This is a genomic window from Gemmatimonadaceae bacterium (assembly GCA_020846935.1).
GTDB lineage: Bacteria > Gemmatimonadota > Gemmatimonadetes > Gemmatimonadales > Gemmatimonadaceae > RBC101.
This window is the reverse complement of sequence record JADLCY010000007.1, coordinates 31532-50722: the sequence shown is the minus strand read 5'-3', so window position 1 is coordinate 50722 and position 19191 is coordinate 31532. Positions and strand designations below refer to the sequence as shown.

Annotated in this window: 15 protein-coding genes; 2 read left to right on the top strand and 13 right to left on the bottom strand. The window is 67.4% G+C overall.

The annotated features are described in order from the left end of the window. Nucleotides 1-246 precede the first annotated feature (246 nt). The 5 genes from IT361_09050 to IT361_09030 all read right to left on the bottom strand — a co-directional run bounded on the left by IT361_09050 (nt 247) and on the right by IT361_09030 (nt 5464). Nucleotides 247-1026: a hypothetical protein gene (locus tag IT361_09050; GenBank protein ID MCC6317824.1), complete on the bottom strand. Its 780-nt coding sequence runs from the start codon at nt 1024-1026 to the stop codon at nt 247-249. A 338-nt stretch (nt 1027-1364) separates the two neighbouring features. Continuing rightward, nucleotides 1365-1901, bottom strand: coding sequence for a metal-dependent hydrolase (locus tag IT361_09045; GenBank protein ID MCC6317823.1), 537 nt, complete (start codon nt 1899-1901; stop codon nt 1365-1367). 60 nt (nt 1902-1961) lie between these two features. After that, on the bottom strand, nt 1962-2189 hold the full coding sequence (locus IT361_09040; protein ID MCC6317822.1) for a bacteriocin fulvocin C-related protein: 228 nt from the start codon (nt 2187-2189) through the stop codon (nt 1962-1964). A 709-nt stretch (nt 2190-2898) separates the two neighbouring features. Beyond that, nucleotides 2899-4785, bottom strand: a complete 1887-nt coding sequence (locus IT361_09035) for an ABC transporter ATP-binding protein (GenBank protein ID MCC6317821.1) — start codon at nt 4783-4785, stop codon at nt 2899-2901. Between the two features lie 94 nt (nt 4786-4879). Beyond that, nucleotides 4880-5464, bottom strand: coding sequence for a hypothetical protein (locus tag IT361_09030; protein ID MCC6317820.1), 585 nt, complete (start codon nt 5462-5464; stop codon nt 4880-4882). Nucleotides 5465-5675: 211 nt separating this feature from the next. Between IT361_09030 and IT361_09025 the strand changes: the two genes are divergently transcribed. Beyond that, nucleotides 5676-7727 (top strand): M1 family metallopeptidase, encoded by a 2052-nt coding sequence (locus IT361_09025; GenBank protein MCC6317819.1) that lies wholly within the window; start codon nt 5676-5678, stop codon nt 7725-7727. A 63-nt stretch (nt 7728-7790) separates the two neighbouring features. On the opposite strand, the gene IT361_09020 is transcribed toward IT361_09025, so the two are convergent. The 8 genes from IT361_09020 to IT361_08985 all read right to left on the bottom strand — a co-directional run bounded on the left by IT361_09020 (nt 7791) and on the right by IT361_08985 (nt 16922). Continuing rightward, complete coding sequence (locus IT361_09020) at nt 7791-8549, bottom strand: GNAT family N-acetyltransferase (GenBank protein ID MCC6317818.1); 759 nt, start codon at nt 8547-8549, stop codon at nt 7791-7793. 39 nt (nt 8550-8588) lie between these two features. Next, entirely contained in the window at nt 8589-9023 is a 435-nt protein-coding gene (locus tag IT361_09015; protein ID MCC6317817.1) for a hypothetical protein, read from the bottom strand. Next, entirely contained in the window at nt 9020-11074 is a 2055-nt protein-coding gene (locus IT361_09010; protein ID MCC6317816.1) for a S9 family peptidase, read from the bottom strand. The genes IT361_09015 and IT361_09010 overlap by 4 nt, the downstream gene beginning before the upstream one ends. 69 nt (nt 11075-11143) lie before the next feature. Then, complete coding sequence (locus IT361_09005) at nt 11144-12511, bottom strand: Ig-like domain-containing protein (GenBank protein MCC6317815.1); 1368 nt, start codon at nt 12509-12511, stop codon at nt 11144-11146. A 409-nt stretch (nt 12512-12920) separates the two neighbouring features. Next, the gene (locus tag IT361_09000) at nt 12921-13571 is read right to left on the bottom strand and encodes a hypothetical protein (protein MCC6317814.1); all 651 of its coding nucleotides are present in this window, start codon (nt 13569-13571) and stop codon (nt 12921-12923) included. A 142-nt stretch (nt 13572-13713) separates the two neighbouring features. Further along, nucleotides 13714-14895 (bottom strand): AI-2E family transporter, encoded by a 1182-nt coding sequence (locus IT361_08995; protein ID MCC6317813.1) that lies wholly within the window; start codon nt 14893-14895, stop codon nt 13714-13716. 294 nt (nt 14896-15189) lie between these two features. Continuing rightward, nucleotides 15190-16170 (bottom strand): electron transfer flavoprotein subunit alpha/FixB family protein, encoded by a 981-nt coding sequence (locus tag IT361_08990; GenBank protein MCC6317812.1) that lies wholly within the window; start codon nt 16168-16170, stop codon nt 15190-15192. After that, nucleotides 16170-16922: an electron transfer flavoprotein subunit beta/FixA family protein gene (locus IT361_08985; protein ID MCC6317811.1), complete on the bottom strand. Its 753-nt coding sequence runs from the start codon at nt 16920-16922 to the stop codon at nt 16170-16172. The genes IT361_08990 and IT361_08985 overlap by 1 nt, the downstream gene beginning before the upstream one ends. A gap of 253 nt (nt 16923-17175) precedes the next feature. Between IT361_08985 and IT361_08980 the strand changes: the two genes are divergently transcribed. Further along, nucleotides 17176-19185, top strand: coding sequence for an Ig-like domain-containing protein (locus IT361_08980; protein MCC6317810.1), 2010 nt, complete (start codon nt 17176-17178; stop codon nt 19183-19185). The last annotated feature ends 6 nt before the right edge of the window (nt 19186-19191 follow it).

Here is a 19191-nt window from a genome sequence, read left to right as displayed (position 1 = left end):
GCCGTGTGCCTTTCTGGGTGCCGTCAATCTTGTCCAAGGCGAGCGAAGAGGGGTCGGTTCGCCCGGTCGGGCCCGATGGACCGGTGACCACGCGGGGTAACGGGTCACGGGCGTCGCCTCGAGCATGGCGGCGGTCTGCGCCTGGAGCTCGGCAGCCCAAGCGCGCTGCTCCCACGCCGGCGACAACCGACGGCGCAGCGGGCTCAACTCAATGGCGCTCGACAACTCGAGCGCCTGGCATGTGCGCTACTTGCTGCGGATAAGCCCCAACTCCACCACCTCAGCCACGCCGACATCGGCATTGAACTTTGTGGCTAGCACGTAGTCGTGCCCGACTTCGAACAAGCGCACACTTCCAGGCAACTGAACGGTCGCGATCACGACACCGGCGCTGTCGAAGACTCGTACGTCAGCCATCGGATCGCCGGGAATGCTGACCGTGACCCAGAGATATCCCTCAGAGTCGACCACCATGCCACTCCATCGAGGCAGGCGAGGCGGTGGAGTTAGCGCCTTCAGGCGGGTCTCAATCGACTGAGCGATGCCGCCGCGAATCTGCGCAACGATCTGCTCAATCGCAGCGTCAACGTGCCGACCGGTCGGCTCCCGGACGGAACCCGGTACGCGTATCACTCCGCGTCTGCGCCCATCTGCTCCGAGGACTTGAATTCGCTCCGAATCCGTCGTACCCACGAATAGAAGCGAGTCGGAAGCTGCGATGTGCGTTGCAACGCCAAGCGGGCGCTGAGCTCCTCCGCCACCCAGAACCACTCGTTCGATTGCACCGATGGAGTCGACGCGTGTTTGTGACACGCCGTTCGCATTGGCGATCACGATCGAGGTCGCGCCCTTCAGGATCACAGTTCCGTCTTTCTCGGCCTTCCGTTCAAGTCGCTCTGGCGCCGCTTGAACCCCGAACCAGCCCCTCCGTGAGCAGGTCACCGTTTCAGCCGACCATGCCTCCTGAGGGCTACCGGGCAAAGGAAACTCTCTCGCGAGTTCGCCCCACACCGAGTACACGATCATTCGACGTCGGTTCTTGTCCCACACAAACAAGGAGTCCCCTCGGCAACGGGAGAGCCACGCAATATGCCGGAACTCTCCGGGGCCCGTGCCGCTCCGCCCAACTCGTCGCTCGAATGTCCCGTTTCGACGCACTACCGCCAGCCCACCGGCATGCGCATCTGCAACCACAAGGGCGCCAGCCCGCAGACGCACCGCCCCAGCAGGCTGATGAAGGGTGAAGTCCTGAGTCAGGTCATGGACAACCCGGTTTCTGGGCGTCGCCGCGATGATCCACGATTCCTGGGCGCTGCCGGACGCTGCCGGGAGCGGGAGAACCAGAAGGAGCACAACCGCAATCTTCAGCTCTGGCGCCTCCGCCACTGCGCCACGGCAAGTGCCAGAACAGCAGGCAGCCACACGAGAATGACTTCGTTGCCGAGAACCATGGCGACCTTCAGGCTGCGACTTGGATATCGTTTGAGGTCTACGGCGCCGAGCGGCTGCCATTGGAACTTCATGGTTTCGTCACTGATCGGGTATAGCACAGCTACTCCATCACCATACTCTGTAGCCATGTCGATGAGGGCGTGCGCCCCCACTGCCAGACACGATATCGCGTAGACTCTCATCCACTCCTCGCGCTCGCGACGCACCAGCGTCCAGACCAGGGCCATCGCCAAACCCGCGATACAAGCGAATATCAACGAGTGCGTGAGGCCTCTGTGCCGAAACAGCGGATGAAACTCCCGGAGCGCACCTGGGAGCAGCCTGTCAACGTCGGGAAGATTGCCAACGAGGGCCACTGCAAGCCAACCTCCAAGTCCCACGCGAAGCGGGCCCTGGAGGTTCTTCGCAATCGATAGCGCAACCAACGCATGCCCTACGCTTGACGCCATCAGCTCTTCGCCGTTCGGTACGATGCAGATCGTTCACGGGCAGCCCTGCTCCCCGGGACACTATGACTCACTGCAGAGGCCGTTACAGTCCTCACACCACAACGTACCGCAAGCGCTTGTTAGGATCGTGCATGGCTGCGCATTCGTACAGGCGGTCAGGCAGTAGTCGTCCTTCATCGAGCATGTGCAACCAACGTCCTCCGACGACGTCGGGACGAGCTGGTCAGGGGCACTCACCCCCAGGTCAGCGAACACACGCCGCGCCCACTCCTTGCCCAGAATGCGCACGGCGCGTTCCCGAAGCGACAGCCCTCGGCGCACGATCCTCCAGCAGCATGGGGAGGGCGGGCACAACGCTTCCGACGAAGGCTCGCTGCTCCGGCGATAGCTCCGACGAAGCTGCGTAGTGGCGCAACTGCTCTTCCCAGAGACGCAACTTCTCGTCGCGAGTGAGCGTCCTGTAGATGGCTTTCCGATAGACGGCCCTGTGCGAACTGAAGCGCTTGAGGTCTTTGGGCAAAGAGGCCGCGCTGGACGTCGCCCACCGAACCGCTACTTCGCATTCAGGCTCACGGTCGCCGCCTGCCCCTGTGGCATCAACTCCAACGAAGGCAGGAAGCACGATAGCTGCAAGCACGGCGTAGGGTTTCTCCTTCGCACCTCCTATCCTGTGTCGCTCGCATTCCGGGAACGCATCGCTTCGGATGAGCATGCGTTGCCATCCCCCTGGGACCGCAACTAGGAGCTGCAAGTCGACGAAGCACCCCAACGGCCCGAGCCGACGTTGCACGGCCACGTGCAATCTCGATGCCTAGTCATCGCGGCGATCGAGGGCCGCGGTCGGAATCTCAACCCTTCCACGACGTCCTCAGCAGCATGCCCGATATCGCTCGTGGCGCGCGACCACGCTAGCTGTATCTCGAACGCCTGGCAAGAGGCGCAGCGCTCCAGGTCGCCAACATTCTGAACGGTTGGAGGCGCCCCCTGCTCAACCTCCTTAGCGGTAGCCAGCGGCCTGAAGGGCGAACAGCTCAGCGTACAGGCCGCCAGAGGCGACCAGGACCTCGTGGGTTCCGTCTTCCAGCAGCTCGCCGTGTCGGAGCACGAGGATCCGATCAGCCATGCGGACCGTCGAGAATCGGTGCGAAATGATCACCGCACTGCGGTCGGTCGTCAGCTGCGCGAACCGCTGGAACACCTCGGCCTCGGCGCGCGCGTCGAGCGCGGCGGTGGGCTCGTCGAGGATGATGAGCTGTGCCTCGCGCATGTAGGAGCGCGCCAGCGCGACTTTCTGCCACTCGCCTCCCGACAGCTCGACCCCGTCATGAAATCGGCGACCAAGCATCTGGTGCCATCCATCTGGGACTCGCTCGATCACGGACGCAGCAAGCGACTTCTCGGCAGCGTGTTCGAGGTCGCGAGGGATCGCGGGTCGCGCTCGCGGCTCGTCGTCGTCGGCCGCGGCGCCGTTGCGATCGGCGTCGAGCCAGTCGCGGGCGACGTCGATCTCGCCGACGCCCACGTTCTCCGCCATGCGCATGTCGTAGCGCACGAAGTCCTGGAAGATCACGCCGATCGCGCGCCGGAGCGAGGCGACATCGTAGTCCCGCAAGTCAACACCGTCGAGGAGGATGCGACCCTCGGTTGGATCGTACAGGCGCGCCAGCAGCTTGGTGAGCGTCGTCTTTCCTGCTCCGTTTTCACCCACGAGGGCAACGCGCTCGCCCGGGCGCAACGTGAAGCTCAGGTGACGCACGGCCCATCGCTCGCTTCCGGGATACTGGAACCCCACGTCCTCGAAGCGGAACCCTTCCCGCATTGGCTCCGGGACCGGCGGCGCGCCCGACTTCACCGCGATGGTGGGTCGCATCTCGAAAAACAGGAAGAGGTCCCGGAGGTAGAGACTCTCCTCATGGATCGAGCTGACCGAACCCAGGAGCGACTGGATCAGGTCGCGCCCGCGCACGAAGGACGCGGCGAGGAACGTCAGCGTACCGAGGGTGATGGCACCGGTCACCGCCTGGGCAATGATGACTACGTAGGCGACGTAGTAGCCGAACGTGCTGAGGAGCGAGAGCGCGCTGCCGACGACGGACCGGCGCACGGCGAGTGCGCGGTTCTCCCGGTAGTAGCGCTCCGAGAGCCGCCGGAAGCGATCGATCAGCCATGGCGCGAGGCCGAAGAGCTGGACCTCCTTGGCCGTCTCGTCACTCGCGCCCGCAAACCGCAGGTAGTCGAGTTCGCGGCGCCGAGGCGTCCAGCTGAACATCAACGAGTACTGGCGAGAGGCAAAATGCGATTCGCTCACGAACCGTGGCAGGATGGTCACCACGAGGAGCAGCATCAGCCACGGGTTGAACGCCAGGAGGACCGCCGCCATGGTGGCCAGCGTCACGAGCGATTCGGCGATGCCCCACAGGGAGCCCAGGAGGCTCAGGCGACCCGACGTCTGGCGCCGGGCGCGATCGAGGTGGTCGTAGAAGGCCGGATCCTCGAACTGCGCGAGGTCGAGCGTCGCCGCGTGCTCCATCAGACGCACCGACGTCCGGATGGTGAAGAGGTCCGCGAGTTGGCCGTCCACGAGCATCGACGCGCGCGAGAGCAGTTCGCCAAAGACGACGATGGCGATCTCCAGCCCGATGAGGGGAAGCACCGTGCGCCACGAGCCTCCGCTCCGCTGCGCCTCGAGGATGCCGTCGATGATGAGCTTGCCGACCCAGAGCGACGCGATCGGCACGAGGCCGCGGACCAGGCGGAGCGCGCCCATCGCGACGGACAGACCGCGATGCGTCTCCCATACGAGGCGCGCGAGTTTCGGGACGTAGCGCAACGCCTGCACGCGCTCCCGGAACGTGGGCCGGGGCGCGCCTGGATCGCGGTACATCGGGCCCCCGCGACGGGGGCGTGGCGACGTCATGACCGTAGTCTATCGGCCCCGCCGACTCCCGGTTCCCGCCACGCGTCGCGGTGTCCGCGCGTCAGCGAAAGTATCGCTCGAGCCCGGAGAGAAACATCTGCACCGAGACCGCAACCAGGATCATCCCCATGAGGCGCTCGATGGCGATCATGGCACGCGGACCGAGCACGGCGCGCAGACGGGCGCCCGCGATGAGGATCACGGCGCTCGCGGCCCACGCGATCGCGAGTGCGGCGAGCCACTCGGTCCAGCGCGCCGGATCGCCACGCATGAGCAGCATCTCCGTCGCGAGCACCGAGGGGCCGGCGACGTAGGGGATGGCCAGGGGCACGATGAATGGCTCGCCCGCCAGCTCCTCGTGTGCGGTGCCCGCCACCGGCGGAAAGACCATGCGGATCGCGATCAGGAACAGGATGATGCCGCCGGCGAGCGTGAGCGCCGACTCCGAGATCGACAGCAACGCCAGCAGCGGTCCCCCGGTGAACAGGAACCCGATCATGATCCCGAACGCGATGAGCAGCTCGCGCACGACCACGCGGTTGTGCCGGTGCGCGGGCACGCCCTGCAGCGCCGACAGGAAGAACGGGATGTTCCCGAGCGGATCCATGACGAGGAACAACGTCAGGGCGGCGGAGGCAAAGGACACGGAACGGCGATTCGGATGAAGGGATCGATGATGCAGCGATGAGCCGGGGACCTGGACTCGGCGGCCCGTATGCCCGTGGCCGAGGCGAAGGCGGGTCCTCCGTTGAGCAACGGGCGTGGACGCGCGACGTCGGACTGCACCCGCGCGGCGGGCCCACCAACGCAACGTCACCGCAGGCATCATATTTCCGGCCGGCTCCTTCCGACACCCCATGCCTCGACTCATGCGTCGCCCTGCCCTGCTCGCGCTCGTTGCGCTGACCTCCCCGCTCGCGGCGCAGACGCGCGCCACCTGGCCCGAGCGCGCGGTGCGGCGCGACATCCCGATGACCAACGCGATCCGGCGCGCCTTCGCCGCCGGTACGCGCGACTCGACGGGTCGCCCGGGCCGCAACTATTGGCAGCTCAAGACGGACTACACGATCCAGGTGAAGCTCGACGTCGCGACGGCGCGGCTCACCGGGACCGAGACGATCGCCGTGCATAACGGGAGTCCGGACACCCTGAAGTCGATCGGGCTCCGACTCCCCGGCAACCACTTTCTGTTCGAGAGTCCGCGGGCGGCGCCGTGGGTGCCGGCGGAGAACACCGACGGCATGGTCGTGACGCGGCTCGCTGTCAATGGCGCGGCGGGGAAGCTCACGCCGACCGGCAACGCGCCGCCGCCAACGGTGCTGGCCGCCGAGCCGACGCTCGTGAGCGGCCGCAGTACCGCGGCGCGCATCGCCCTCGCGAGCGCGCTCGCACCGGGCGCCAGCGCGTCGATCGAGATCGACTGGACGTACAAGCTGCCCGGCGGTCCGGGGTCCGGGCATCGCATGACGATGCGCTGGGCCGACTCGCTCTACCAACCCACGCAGTGGTTTCCCCGAGTCGCGGTCTACGACGACCTGCGCGGATGGGACACTGAACTCTACCTCGGCCCGTCGGAGTTCTACAACGACTTCGGGCGCTACGACGTGAAGATCGACGTCCCCGCCGGCTGGATCGTCAGCGGCACCGGAGAGTTGCAGAACCCCGCCGAGGTGCTGACTCCGGCGGCACGCGAGCGGTTGTCAAAGGCCCTGACCACCGACGACATCACGACGATCGTGGGCCCCGACGAGATCGGCCCGGGTGCGGCCACGGCGGCGGGCGACCGGCTCGTCTGGCACAAAGTCGCCGAAAACGTGAACGACTTTGCGTGGGCGACGGCGCGGAAGTACGTCTGGACCGCGACGCGCGCGACGATCCCGGGCAAGGGTGTCGTGCCGATCCACATGATGTATCTGCCTGGCCGCGAGCGACTCTTCACCCAGGCCGGGCCGGTGTCACGCCACGCGCTCGAGTTCTACTCCAGACTGTGGTTCCCCTACGAGTTCCCGCAGCTCACGCTGCAGGACGGGCCGAGCGCCGGGATGGAGTACCCGATGGTCATCAACTCGAACGTCGGGGCGGCCGATCACGAGGCGGCGCACCAGTGGTGGCCGATGGTCGTGAGCAACAACGAGACGTGGTATGGATGGATGGACGAGGGATTCAATCAGTACATGAACATCCTTTCGGCTGCTGATGCGCAGCAGCGTGCCCCGGTGCTCGATGGCTATGGCCAGTCGTACGGCCGCACGGCGGGGAACGAAGCCGAGCCGCCGATGATGTGGAACGCGAACTACGCGGGCCCCGGGTTCTACGGATTCCAGACGTACACCAAGACGCCGTTGATGCTGTCGATGCTTGGGGGCGTGGTGGGAGACACGGCGGTGCAGCGGGCACACCGGGAATGGGCCGTGGCCTGGAAGTACAAGCACCCGTCGCCGTGGGACTGGATGTTCTTCATGCAGAACGCGCTCAAGCGCGACCTCGGGTGGTTCTGGAACGCGTGGTTGTTCGGCACGGAGAGCGTGGACGGTTCGATCGTGGACGTGAAGGCGAGCGGCGCGAAGACGGTGGTGACGGTGCGGCAGGCCGGGCAGATGCCGTCACCCGTGGTGCTGCGGGTGCAGCTGTCCGCGTCCGGCGCGCCGGTGCGGGCGATGGCGAATGCGGTCAAGGTGAACGAGACGACCTACGACGTGACGTGGCCGGTCGATGTGTGGTTCAGCGGCAGGCGAACGTTCGATGCCGAGCTGACGTTCGGGCGTGCGGTGGAGAAGGTGTTGTTTGACCCCGGGTGCCGGTTCCCGGATCGCGACCCGAGCGACAACGTGTGGCCGCGTCAAACCGGTCAGGCGGCGCCGGCCCAGGCGGTGCCCAATCGTCCGGGGGGCGTCAGCTGTGCTCGTTAGTCTCCCGTGAGTCCTCCGGTGGCGGCGACGATGGCGCGCTGCCACCAGGAACACGGTGACATCTCATCCACCACAGTCCAGCGCGCCGACCAGAAGGTGCCCGCACGGCGCGAAGCCCGCGCTGGTCAGGGTACGTCTCGACGCTTCGTTCCCCACGTTGCACCGGGCCGCGGGGATGCGACCTTCGGCGTAGCACATGCGCTTGAGCTCCTGTACCAGGAATGCGCCAAAGCCGCGTCGTCGATGCGGCTCCGACGTCTCCATGAAGAGGTCAGCGTACGGGTGGTTGTAGTGAAGGTGCGCGCCGCCCGTTGCCACGATCTCTCCGTGCCACTCCACGACTCCGCGCCATTTCCCCGTCGGGTCGGCGATGTCGCCGATCTCCCCCGGGTTCGGTTGCCGGAATGTCGCGCCGTCCGGACAGTGCGATGTCGCACCGACGTCGGCAAACAGGATGGCCTCGACCGACACGTCCCGGGCATAGGTGTGCAGCATGACGGTGGCGAGGATATCGTTGCTCTGCGCCGTCATGGCTCCCGGGCGACACACCGCGAGGAATGCCTCGAAGCAGGTGAATGCCGATGACCGCCAGCGAGGCTCGACATGGTACTCGTAGACGGTGGGCATCCCGGACCACGGTCCACCCACCGCCACCGAGGCGTATCCAATGATCGATTCCTCCCCGATGATGGCGTATTCCGTCGTCCATCCAGGGCGAGCGTGGATGGAGTCGCGCACCACCTGACACGCCAGCGCGTCGACGTACCGCTGGCGCAACGGTGCGATCTCCTCGAGGCTCGCCGCTCGCACGGAGACGCTCACGGGGCCCCACCACCCAGCGAGTACCGAAGCTGGCGTCGATCAGCCATTGCACGGTCGCCGAATCACCCGGGCTCGGGCTCGCGGGGCAGCTCGCGCACCATCGGCCACGAGGGCAATGGCGTCGCCGTCGAGCGTGTCACCGCGCGAAGCCGCGTCGAAAGTCACGAGCACGCCCGCCGGCCACCACGCGGGTGAAACGAGCAGTTGGCGCGTGCCGCGGGACTCGAGCCACTGCATCTCATCGCGCCCCTGCGCGGACGCGGCGCCCGCGTAGACCGAGTCCCGAACGGCTCGCAACCGAGCCGCCACATGTGCGATGGCATCCGGGTGCCCGTTGTGCTGCCAGTCGAGCGGCGGTGTCCAGACACCGAACGTCATGCGCACGCAGCCCGTCGGTTGTCCCTGCGCCGCCATGGACAACGGCGCGAGGGGAAGCGCGGCGACCCACGCGACCGCGACACGCCGGCGCCTCACATCGACGCTCGATCGCGCTTGTGCTGCTGGTACCAGCTCATCATGTACAGCTGGGTCCTCATGAAGTTGCTCGGCTTCGACCCCGTGCCGTGAAACTCGCCGGCAAACCGCAGCAGCGCCGTCGGCACGCCGCGCATCTTGAGCGCGGTGTAATACTCCTCCGACTGCGCCATCGGCGTTCGCAGGTCGAGTTCCCCGGTCATGATCACCGTCGGCGTCGTGACGTTCCCCACGTACATCAGGGGCGACTGTTCGAGCCACGGCTTGGGATCCTCCCAATAGGGCTTCTCGAACCACGCATGGCCAAAGTACGGAATGTCGGCGTTGCCGGCGAACGAGATCCAGTTCATCACCGGGCAACGCACCGCCGCACCCGCGAACTTGTTCGTGTGACCGATCACCCAGCTCGACAGCACACCGCCGCCGGAACAGCCGCCAACGTACATGCGTGACACGTCCACGTAGCCGCGCCCCACGACGGAGTCCACGGCAGCCATGAGATCGTCGTAGTCGACGCCGGGATACTTCTTGTTGATCGCGTTGCCGAAGTCGGTGCCGTAGCCCGTCGAGCCACGCGGGTTCGTGTAGAGCACCACGTAGCCGTTGGCCGCGAAGTTCTGGTACATGTAGCTGAAGCCGACGTTGTACATGCCGTGCGGCCCGCCGTGGATCTCCATGATCAGCGGCCACTTCTTCGACGCGTCGAAGCCGGGCGGCTTGACGATCCAGCCCTGCACCTTCGTCCCGCTGGTCGACGTCACCACCAGCTCCTCGAGCGTTGCGAGCGCCTTGTTGCCCAGGATGTCGGCGTTCACGCTCGTGAGCTTCGTGAGGCCGCCCGCGCCGGTGAGCGCGAACTTGACCACATCCGGCGGCTCGCTCGGCGCCGAGCGGATGCCGGCCGCGACGCCGGTCGTGGCCGCCGAGCCTAACGAGAGCATGTGCGTGCCCGTCGTCACCGGGCGCACGCCGCCGTTCAGCGCCGCGAAGTGCACGTTGCTCGTTCCCCGGTCCGCGGCGCTGAAGTACACGCCGCTGTTGTCCCGCGCCCAGGTGAGGTCGCCCACATCACGGTCGAGGTCGGCCGAGAGCTTTCGTTGGGCCGAACCGTCGAGCTTCATGACGAACAGCTCGGACGTCTTGTAGGTCTGCGGCGTCGCGGCGTAGCCGGAGAACGCGATCCACTGGCCGTCGGGCGACACCGCGGGCCGCGACCACGAGCCCCGCTGGGCCGTCAGCTTGCGCAGCGCGCCGGTCGCGACATCGACGACGTTGATATCCGAGTCGCGGTAGTTGAGGTCGGCCTTCGGGTCCATCAGCCCGTCGAACACGATCGAACGCCCGTCGGGCGTCCAGCTCCAGCCCACCGATCCGGGCTGACCGTCGAACCGCGAGCCCGCGTTCCAGTCGCCCTTCGTGAGCTGCCGGGGCGTCCCACCCTCCGCGGGCACCACGTACAGGTGCACGAAACCCGATTCCAGAAACCCTCGACGATCGGCGCGATAGTGCAGCGTGTTCACGTAACGGGGCGCCGGCGTCCACGTCGCGCCCGGCGGAGGGGACGGCATGTCGATCGCCCACACATTCGGCTTCGGCGCAAACATGGAAAAGCCGATCCACCGACCATCGGGCGACCACTGCACGTCAGCCGGCCCATACTCCACGCGCGTCACCTGTGACGTCGCCCCCTCCGCGTTCATCCATCGTACGAACACCTGCGGACCCCGGGGTTCTCCCTCGGCAACGTAGGCGATCCTCGTGCCGTCCGGAGACCACACCGGGCTCGAGCCGCGCGCCAGGAAGCGATTCTCCGAGCCGTCGGCGTTCATGATCCAGAGCGCCGACTCGAAGGCATCCTTCTGTTTGTCGACGAACCGGCGCGAGTAGATCACGCGCCGGCCGTCCGGGGCGATCTTCGCATCGCTGACCGTCTCGAAGTCGAGATAGTGATTGACGGTGAGCAGGGTATCCGACGGCCTTTCCTGCGCGACCACGACGGGCGCGATCGCGACGCAGGCGGCAACGAGCGGGAACAGACAGAGGGGACGCATGGACAGCTCCGGTTCGGAGGACGCAACGCCTCAACGTACGCCCGGTGCCGCGCCCTGTCGAATGGCGCCTCAGCGCACCGTGACGGTGGCGATTCCGCGCTGCCCCTCGGACGTCGCAATGATCAGCACGGTGCCGACCGTTAGGGACGTGACGAGCCCATTGGCGTCCACCCGGGCGATCGAGGGCGATCCGGAGAGCCAGGTCACCACGCGGCCGGTGAGCGGCTGACCGTGCGCGTCGCGCGGGGTGGCAACGAACTGCAGGGACCGATTGCGGCTCATCGACAGCGTGGCCGGTGCCACCGTCACGGCGGCCACCGGTGGCAGCGTCGCCGTGAGCTGGGACGACGCGCTTCGTCCCTCCGCGGTCGCGGTGATGCTCGCGACACCGGGCGCGACGGCCACCGCGAGGCCGGTGGAGTCCACTGTGGCGATCGATGGCTGGGAGCTGCTCCAGCTGACCCGTCGGCCGGGGAGCGCCGTGCCCGCCGAATCACGAGGCACCGCGGTCAGCCGCGCGGTCGCGCCGACCAGCAGGTCGACGCTCGTGGGCAGGATGCTCACCGAGCGCACAGGAATCGGCAGCACGGTGATCCGCGAAGTCCCGCGCCGACCCTCGCTGGTCGCGGTGATCGTCGCGGTGCCGGTGTTGAGCGTCGTGACGAGGCCGGTCGTCGACACGGTGGCGATCGTCGGCGCGTCCGTCGACCAGGTCACCACTCGACCCGTGAGCACCGCACCGGTCGCTGACTGAGTGGCGGCGGCAAGCTGCGCCGAGTTTGTCACGATGACCGACGCCCGTGCCGGCGTGACGGCGACCGCGGCCACCGGCACCGGCGTCACGCTGATCGTCGCGGTGCCGCTCACGCCGTCCACCGTGGCGGTAATGGTGGCCGAACCCGGCGCCATCGCCTGTACGGCGCCCGCCGTCGACACGGTGGCCACGCCCGACGCGCTCGTGCGCCACGCCACCGGGCGTCCCTTGACCGTGTCGCCGGTCGAGAGGAGCGCATTGGCGCGCAGCGTCACCGACGAGCCAACCGTCACGCCCGACGAGGCCGGCGCCACACGGACGATGGTGATCGGGGGCACTGCGACCGTGATCAGTGCGAGCGCCGACTTGCCGCCCGCGCTCGCGGCTATGCGCGTACTACCGGCCGAGACGGCGCTCACGCGACCGGCAGCATCGACCGACGCGACCGCCGGATCGGCCGACGACCAGAACACGCCTCCAGGCTCCAGGAACGTGCCGGAGCCCAGCTGCACCCTGGCACGCAACGCCGTGTCACGCCCTACGAGGAGCGACACGTCGATGGGCGAGAGCTCCACGCGGGACACGATCGAGTCGGCAGGGATGACCTCGTGGCACGAGAGGACGGCGACGGCCATGGCGATGGCGGCAACGCCGCGCGCGTCGAGGCGAAGCTGTCGCCTCACCCACCTCGGGTCTGTGTTGTTCTGCTCGCGCATCGACGGGCGCTCTGAGGTCCGCCGGACAGGCCGGTTCTGCGACAACCATATGCATGGCGCGTGCCCGCCAACAGGGTTCGCCAGGCGGAGGCGACGGGGTTCGTCAGGCGGTCAGAACGCCCGTCTGCGTGAGCGGAAACGCACGCGTGAGCACGGCCGATGAGGTGTGAGCGCGTCTCCACAAACTACCAGGCATGAACGCGCCCGCGCGAAGCGTAAGGCGTGAGCGCTCGGCGGAAAGTTCAGGCGCGAGGACGCGGCAGAACATCAGGCGCGAGCACCCGGAGAGGTAACGTCAGGTGGGGATCGGGCGGCGCGCAAACAGAAACGCCCGGGGAATCCCGGGCGTTTCGCCTATGGGTGCGCCGGGCGTCGATCAGGACACGCCGAAGCAGTAGTAGAGGCCGTTGCCACCGGTGGCCTGCAGGTTACGCTGGCCGCAACCGCGGGAGGGGTGCGCCATGTTCCATGACGTGGGGTTGGCGCCACCGCCCTGTCGATCATGGTGACCGACAAAGGCGCTGCCGGTCGAATCGCTGCGCGTCCAGTTGCCGCAGGTGGTGTCGGTGCTGTCCGGCGCGACGGTGCCGTCGAGTCGGCTGCCGGTAAGCACGTCGTGCATGTTCGGCGTGTCGCCCCGCCCGTTCACCATGGCGCCCTTTTCCGTCAGGCTGTTCTCCTTGGACAACTTGTTCGCGTCGGAGTGGAGGTCGGCCACATTCTGCGCCACCATCACGCCCTTGGCGTTGTACCACGGCCCGCGTCCGATGCGGTCACGCGCGTTGATCGCCGGCTGACCGGCGCGCGCGGCCTGACTCAGGTAGGCGTGCCACGTGACGCCAGTGATGCCCGCCGCTTCGGCCAGATCGCGGCAATGGCGGTCGGCGCCGGCGAGGCCGCCAAGGTCGGCGCCCTTCCCGGGGCCGGCGCTCGTGATGAAAAACGTGGTCTTTGGTGCCTGGGCACCTGCGGTGCTGATCGCCATCAACGCGGTGCCGAGTAGCGCGAGAGGCACGGTGCTGCGCATGCGCAATTCCTCCAGAGTCGGTGTAGGCCGTGCGCATACATTCGCCCTGCCAGGTGCGTGAGGCAACCTCGATGATGCCTTCGGCAGGAACTCCAAACGTGAGCAGATGACCTGAGGCGCCGCGCCGACCTGGCGCCCTCGACTACTGACCCAGGAACTCTCCGAACGGACGCAGCGCGGGGATGTGGTCGCAGAGGATCTTGAGCGTGACCATGATGGGCACGGCGAGGATCGCGCCGGGAATACCCCAGACGAAGCCCCACACGAGCACACCGATGAACAACGCGACGGGGTTGAGCGGAAACGTGCGCCCCATCAGCATCGGCGTCACCACGTTGCTCTCGATGATGTTGAGGAAGAAGAAGGCCATGGGAACGAGCAGCGCGTGCCCGATGGAATCGAAGACGGTGATCGCGGCCACGGCCAGCACGCCGGCGGTGAGCAGCGCGCCGAGGTAGGGCACCACGTTGAGCACGCCGGCCATCGCGCCCCAGAGCCCGGCGTTGGGCATGCCGAGCAGCTGAAGGATCCCCCACGTGGCGAAGCCGAGTCCCACGTTGATGAGCAGGGACGTGCGGAGGTATGCGGATACCGCGGCCTCCACCTCATCGCTGATGCGCTGTGGAACCCCCGAGTGCTCCTCGCGGTAGGGCAGCACCTTCATGAGCTTGCGCATGAACAGGTCGCCCGAGGCCAACAGAAAGTACGTGAGGAAGATGATGCTCACCGCCACGACGAGCAGGTTGGCAGCGCCGCCGAACGCCTTGCGCAGGATGCCGCCGGTGGGCGACGCGACCGGCGCGGCAGGTGCTGCTGCTCCTGTCCCCGTGGTAGCACCCGACGCGATCTGCTCCACGCGCGCGGCGGTCGCCTCGAACCGCAGCAACGGGCGCACGAGCGTGCGCAGTTTCTGGTCGGCCTGTTCCACCACGGTCGGGGCGCGCGCCAGCCAACTGGTCGCTGGCCCAACGAGCAACAGCATCACGACCACCGCCACGATCAACCCGCCAAAGACGACGAGCGCGGCACCCACGGGCTCGCGCACGCGGTGCCGCCGGAGCCACCGCACCGGCCCACGCAGCAGGAACGAGAGCAGGATGGCGATCACGACGGGCAGGATCACCTGCCGCGCGAGGTAGAGCGTGTAGAGCAGCCCCAGCGCCGCGATCAGCGCAAGCGCGGCAGCGGCAACGGCGCCATTGCGCTCCGCCGCCGTTGGCGCCCGCTCGGCCTCCTCCGCTGGCCACGCGTCGCGAGGGCCGAACACCGGCGTCGGCAACGGGAGGCCCGTGCGGCGAATCGCCCATTCCAGGGTGTCGCGCATGGCCCGCGTCGGTCGGTCGTCAGCCAACGATCAGGAGGGTGGAAGGTGGGGGCGTCGTCGACGGGGATAATCAACCGCGCGCAGGCCGGGACGCGAGCCCTGCCCGGGCGTCGTGCGAACCACCCCGCATGCCAGGCGACTCCTCGGGACGAGGGCATCCTTGCTGGCAGCGACCGTGCGCACCGGGGCTTACGACGACCCCGGTACGCGGCATCCTGTTCGCAGACCGAAACGGGCAGCGCCGCCGGCGCAGTGCGGGCAGCTGCCCTTCTCCCTGCCCCCGCGCCTTTCTTGCTACCCTCTGGCCGTCCTCACCGCCGCGGTGAGCGCGGGGACCACCTCGAAAACGTCGCCCACGATGCCATAGTCGGCCACCTTGAAGATCGGGGCCTCCTTGTCCTTGTTGATCGCGACGATGCACCGCGACGTCCGCATGCCGGCGAGATGCTGGATCGCGCCGGAGATGCCGACCGCCACGTACAGATCGGGGCTCACGAGCCGCCCGGTCTGGCCGATCTGGTCCGAGTGCGGCCGCCAGCCCTCGTCCGTCACCGCGCGCGTTGCGCCGACGGCCGCGTTGCCGAACGCTGTGGCGAGATCCTCGACGAGGGCGAAGTGCTCTGCGGCCTTGAGTCCGCGTCCACCGGCGATGATCACCGGCGCCTCGCCCAGGTCCAACTGCCGAGTGTCGCCAAGCACCGTCTCCGTCGTCACCACGCGAGAGGCGGCGGGTTCGACGGGGAGCGCGACCTGCTCGACCGCGCCGGCCTTCGCCACGGGCTTCGGCTGAACGGCGCCCGGTCGGACGGAAACGAGCGCAGGGTTTGCCGACAGTCGCAACGTGAGGATCACCTTGCCGGTATAGCCTGGATGCGTGACGACCAGCGCGTCGCCATCGAGCGTGACCGACGTAACGTCGCTGGCCAGCGTGGTGCGCAGCCTGGCCGCGGTGCGCGGGGCGAGGTCGCGACCCTGGGCACTCGCGCCGAATACCACCACGCGATACGCACCCGACTTCACGCGGCCGGCCACGAGCGCCGCCTGCGACTCGGCGTCGTAGTTGACCAGCCCCGGGTGCTCCGCCACGAGCACGGCGTCCGCCCCGTGGGCGCCTAACGTGACGGCTCCTGCCCCGACCCCGGGCGCGCCTGCCAACAGCACATGCACACTGCCACCGAGCTGGTCGGCGAGCGGCCGCGCAACGGCGAGCGCCTCGAGGGCGATCTTGCGCGGCTCACCACCGCGCGCTTCAGCTATGACGAGGACGTCGGACATCAGAGTACCTTGGCTTCGGTCTGAAGGAGTCGCACGAGTTCCGGCACGGCCGCCGCGCCCTCGCCGATGATGCGTCCCGCGGCGCGCGCAGACGGCAGCTCCATGCGGACCACCGAAAGCGCTACGTTGCCGAGTTGCGCCGGCCGCGAATCGAGCGGCTTCTTCTTTGCCGCCATGATGCCCTTGAGGGACGGGTACCTCGGGCGCGCGATGCCTTCGTCGATCGACACCACGGCCGGCAGAGGGAACCGGACCAGCTCGCCACCGCCTTCGACCTCGCGGCGCGCCGTGCCCGACGCGCCGGCGATGTCGAGCTTCGAGCACGCGTGCACCATGGGCAATCCAAGCAGCTCGGCGACCATCAGGCCCACGGCGCCGTTGGCCGAGTCGATGGACATCTTGCCGAACATCACGAGGTCGTAGCCGCCACCCTGCAGTTCCGCGGCGAGAGCCGTCGCGATGGCGAAGGGATCCACCGGCACCTGGTCACACGCCAGATGCACGGCCTTCGCGCAGCCCATCGAGAGCGCCTTGCGCAGCGTCTCCTGCACAACGACCGGGCCTAACGAGATGACCGTGACCTCCCCGGCGCCGGCCTTCTCCGTGAGCTGCAGCGCGGCCTCCACGGCATAACCATCGAAATCCGAGATGTCCCACTTGAGGCCCGTTTCGTCGACCGCCAGGCCAGACGCCGCGATCCTGAAGGCGCCGTCCATCTCCGGGACGCGCTTGATGCAGACAGCGATCTTCACCGCCGACTCCCTATGTGAAAGAATTCACAAGGAAACATAGCGCACGACCCGAAACGGTAAGAGGGCCTGCGGTTCGGCGCCCTCGAAGCCGCGCCTCGTGACGCACCGATCGTCAGCGCACGCGGACGGGGGAAGGAAGGAAGAGCGGTGAACGGTGCCAACCCCTGCGCGAGGGTATTTCCGCCCCGCGCGCCATTGCTTAGCCTCTTACGCGCCCCGCACGCCTCTCCCGACCCTGCCCTCCTCACGACCCATGAGACTCGCCTCCGCGTTGTTGCTGACGCTCCCAGTGGCGCTTGCCGCTCAACAGGCGACGCCCCCCGCCGTCGCCAAGGTCGTCGCCGAACCGGCGCGGATCACAATGAAGGCCGGTCAGTCGGTGCCGCTCCGGATCACCGCCTACGATGCCCAGGGCAACCCGATCCCCAACGCGCAACTGTTCGTCGGCGGTCCTCGGCTCTCCGTGAGCTGGTCCAACGGCATGCTCACGGCCAAACAGGCCGGCTCGTGGACGGCGTTTGCCGCAGCCGTTGGCGGGAGCGGCACGCCCGTGAATATCGAGATCCCGGTCCTCGTGACGTGGCCCGACCTGACCGCGCTCACCATCGACGGTGAATCCTCGCGGCTCTACGTGGGCACCACGCTCGCCCACGCGCTCAAGGGCACACACGCCGACGGTTCGCCGCGCCCGACGCTCACCGCGACATGGCGCAGTTCCAACGAGCAGGTCGCCACGGTCGATCGATTCGGGAACGTGCTCGCGTTGCGGCCCGGCCCGGTCACGATCAGCGCCGAAGCCGAAGGGGTCACGGCACGTAAGGCCTACACGGTGACGGCAAATCCCGTGGCCTCGCTCGAACTCGGAATCGCCGAGCGCACGGTCAACACCGGCGACGTGGTGCACCTGGCGGCAACGGCGAAGCGCGCCAACGGCCAGGCGGTGGCCGACGCGAAGATCGCGTGGAGCTATCGCTACGTCCCGGACGACACGACGGCGGCCCCGGGTGGCCAGGGAATCATCGACCACGTGCTCGGCAAGCCGGTCTTCGCGGCCAACGCGCCCGGGCAGTACACGCTCATCGCCCAGTCGGGGAACGTGTTCGCGCAGCGCGTGATCGACGTGAAGCCGCGTGACGTGCGACGGCGCATCACCGTGTCAGGGCGCGGCACCGTGCACACGACGCATACCTCGGACCTGTGGCCGTGGACGGGCAAGGACGGCCGCGACTACGTGCTCGTCGGGACTTGGGGTGGTGACGGCTACGCGCTCGTGTTCGACATCACGAACATGGACGCCATCGTGAAGACGGACTCCATCAAGGTGGATGCCCGGACCATCAACGACGTGACCGTGTCGCCCGACGGACGCTACGGCGTGCTGACGCGCGAGGGCGCCTCCAACCGCGTGAACGGCGTTGTCATCCTCGACCTCGCGAATCCGGCGCATCCCAAGGTGGCCTCGACGTTCGACCAGAGCCTCACCGGCGGCGTCCACAACGCCTTCGCGACCAACGACTACCTGTACGCGATCTCCGGCGGGCAGAAGTACGTCATCATCGACGTAAAGGACATCTACAACCCGAAGTACACCGGCGAATACCAGCACCCCGGAGCCTACATCCACGACCTCTGGGTCAACAACGGCATTGCCTACTCTGCCCAGGGTGGCGCGGGCGCAGTGATCGTGGACGTCGGCAACGGCAAGTGGGGTGGCACGCCGCAGAAGCCGAAGCTGATCAACGTGTTCCCGATCAACTCGGGGCACGAGATCTATCCGTATTTCCAGAAGAGCACGGGCAAGACGTACCTGTTCCTGGGCGACGAGGAGATGAGCCGACAGGGCCGCGTCTGGGAAGGCACGAACTACATCAACAACATGACCGAAAAGGGCGGCATTGCGCAGACCTCGGGCGGCTACGTGCACATCGTCGACGCGACCGATCCGATGAACATGCAGAAGGTGGGACGCTACCACCTGGAGGACTACGGCTCGCACGACATCATCGTCGAGGACGACGTGCTCTACCAGGCGTACTACGACGGCGGCGTTCGCGTCGTGGACGTGTCGGGCGAACTGCTGGGGAACCTCGCCGAGCAGCGCCGCGAGATTGCCGTGTTCAAGCCGTTCGATCCCAAGGGGTACACCGCCAATGCGCCGTTCGTGATGAACGCGATGCCGTGGAAGGGTCGCGTGCTGTTCACGGACTTCAACAGCGGGCTGTGGGCGGCGAAGCTGGAGCCGAAGCCGAAAGTCACGCCATAGACGAAC

Bases quoted from the DNA above. Each gene is read 5' to 3' on its own strand.
- IT361_09000 (MCC6317814.1), bottom strand. From the start codon at position 13,571: ATGCGCAGCACCGTGCCTCTCGCGCTACTCGGCACCGCGTTGATGGCG.
- IT361_09010 (MCC6317816.1), bottom strand. From the start codon at position 11,074: ATGCGTCCCCTCTGTCTGTTCCCGCTCGTTGCCGCCTGCGTCGCGATC.
- IT361_09035 (MCC6317821.1), bottom strand. From the start codon at position 4,785: ATGTACCGCGATCCAGGCGCGCCCCGGCCCACGTTCCGGGAGCGCGTG.
- IT361_09045 (MCC6317823.1), bottom strand. From the start codon at position 1,901: ATGGCGTCAAGCGTAGGGCATGCGTTGGTTGCGCTATCGATTGCGAAG.
- IT361_08990 (MCC6317812.1), bottom strand. From the start codon at position 16,170: ATGTCCGACGTCCTCGTCATAGCTGAAGCGCGCGGTGGTGAGCCGCGC.
- IT361_08995 (MCC6317813.1), bottom strand. From the start codon at position 14,895: ATGCGCGACACCCTGGAATGGGCGATTCGCCGCACGGGCCTCCCGTTG.
- IT361_09025 (MCC6317819.1), top strand. From the start codon at position 5,676: ATGCCTCGACTCATGCGTCGCCCTGCCCTGCTCGCGCTCGTTGCGCTG.
- IT361_09050 (MCC6317824.1), bottom strand. From the start codon at position 1,026: ATGATCGTGTACTCGGTGTGGGGCGAACTCGCGAGAGAGTTTCCTTTG.
- IT361_08980 (MCC6317810.1), top strand. From the start codon at position 17,176: ATGAGACTCGCCTCCGCGTTGTTGCTGACGCTCCCAGTGGCGCTTGCC.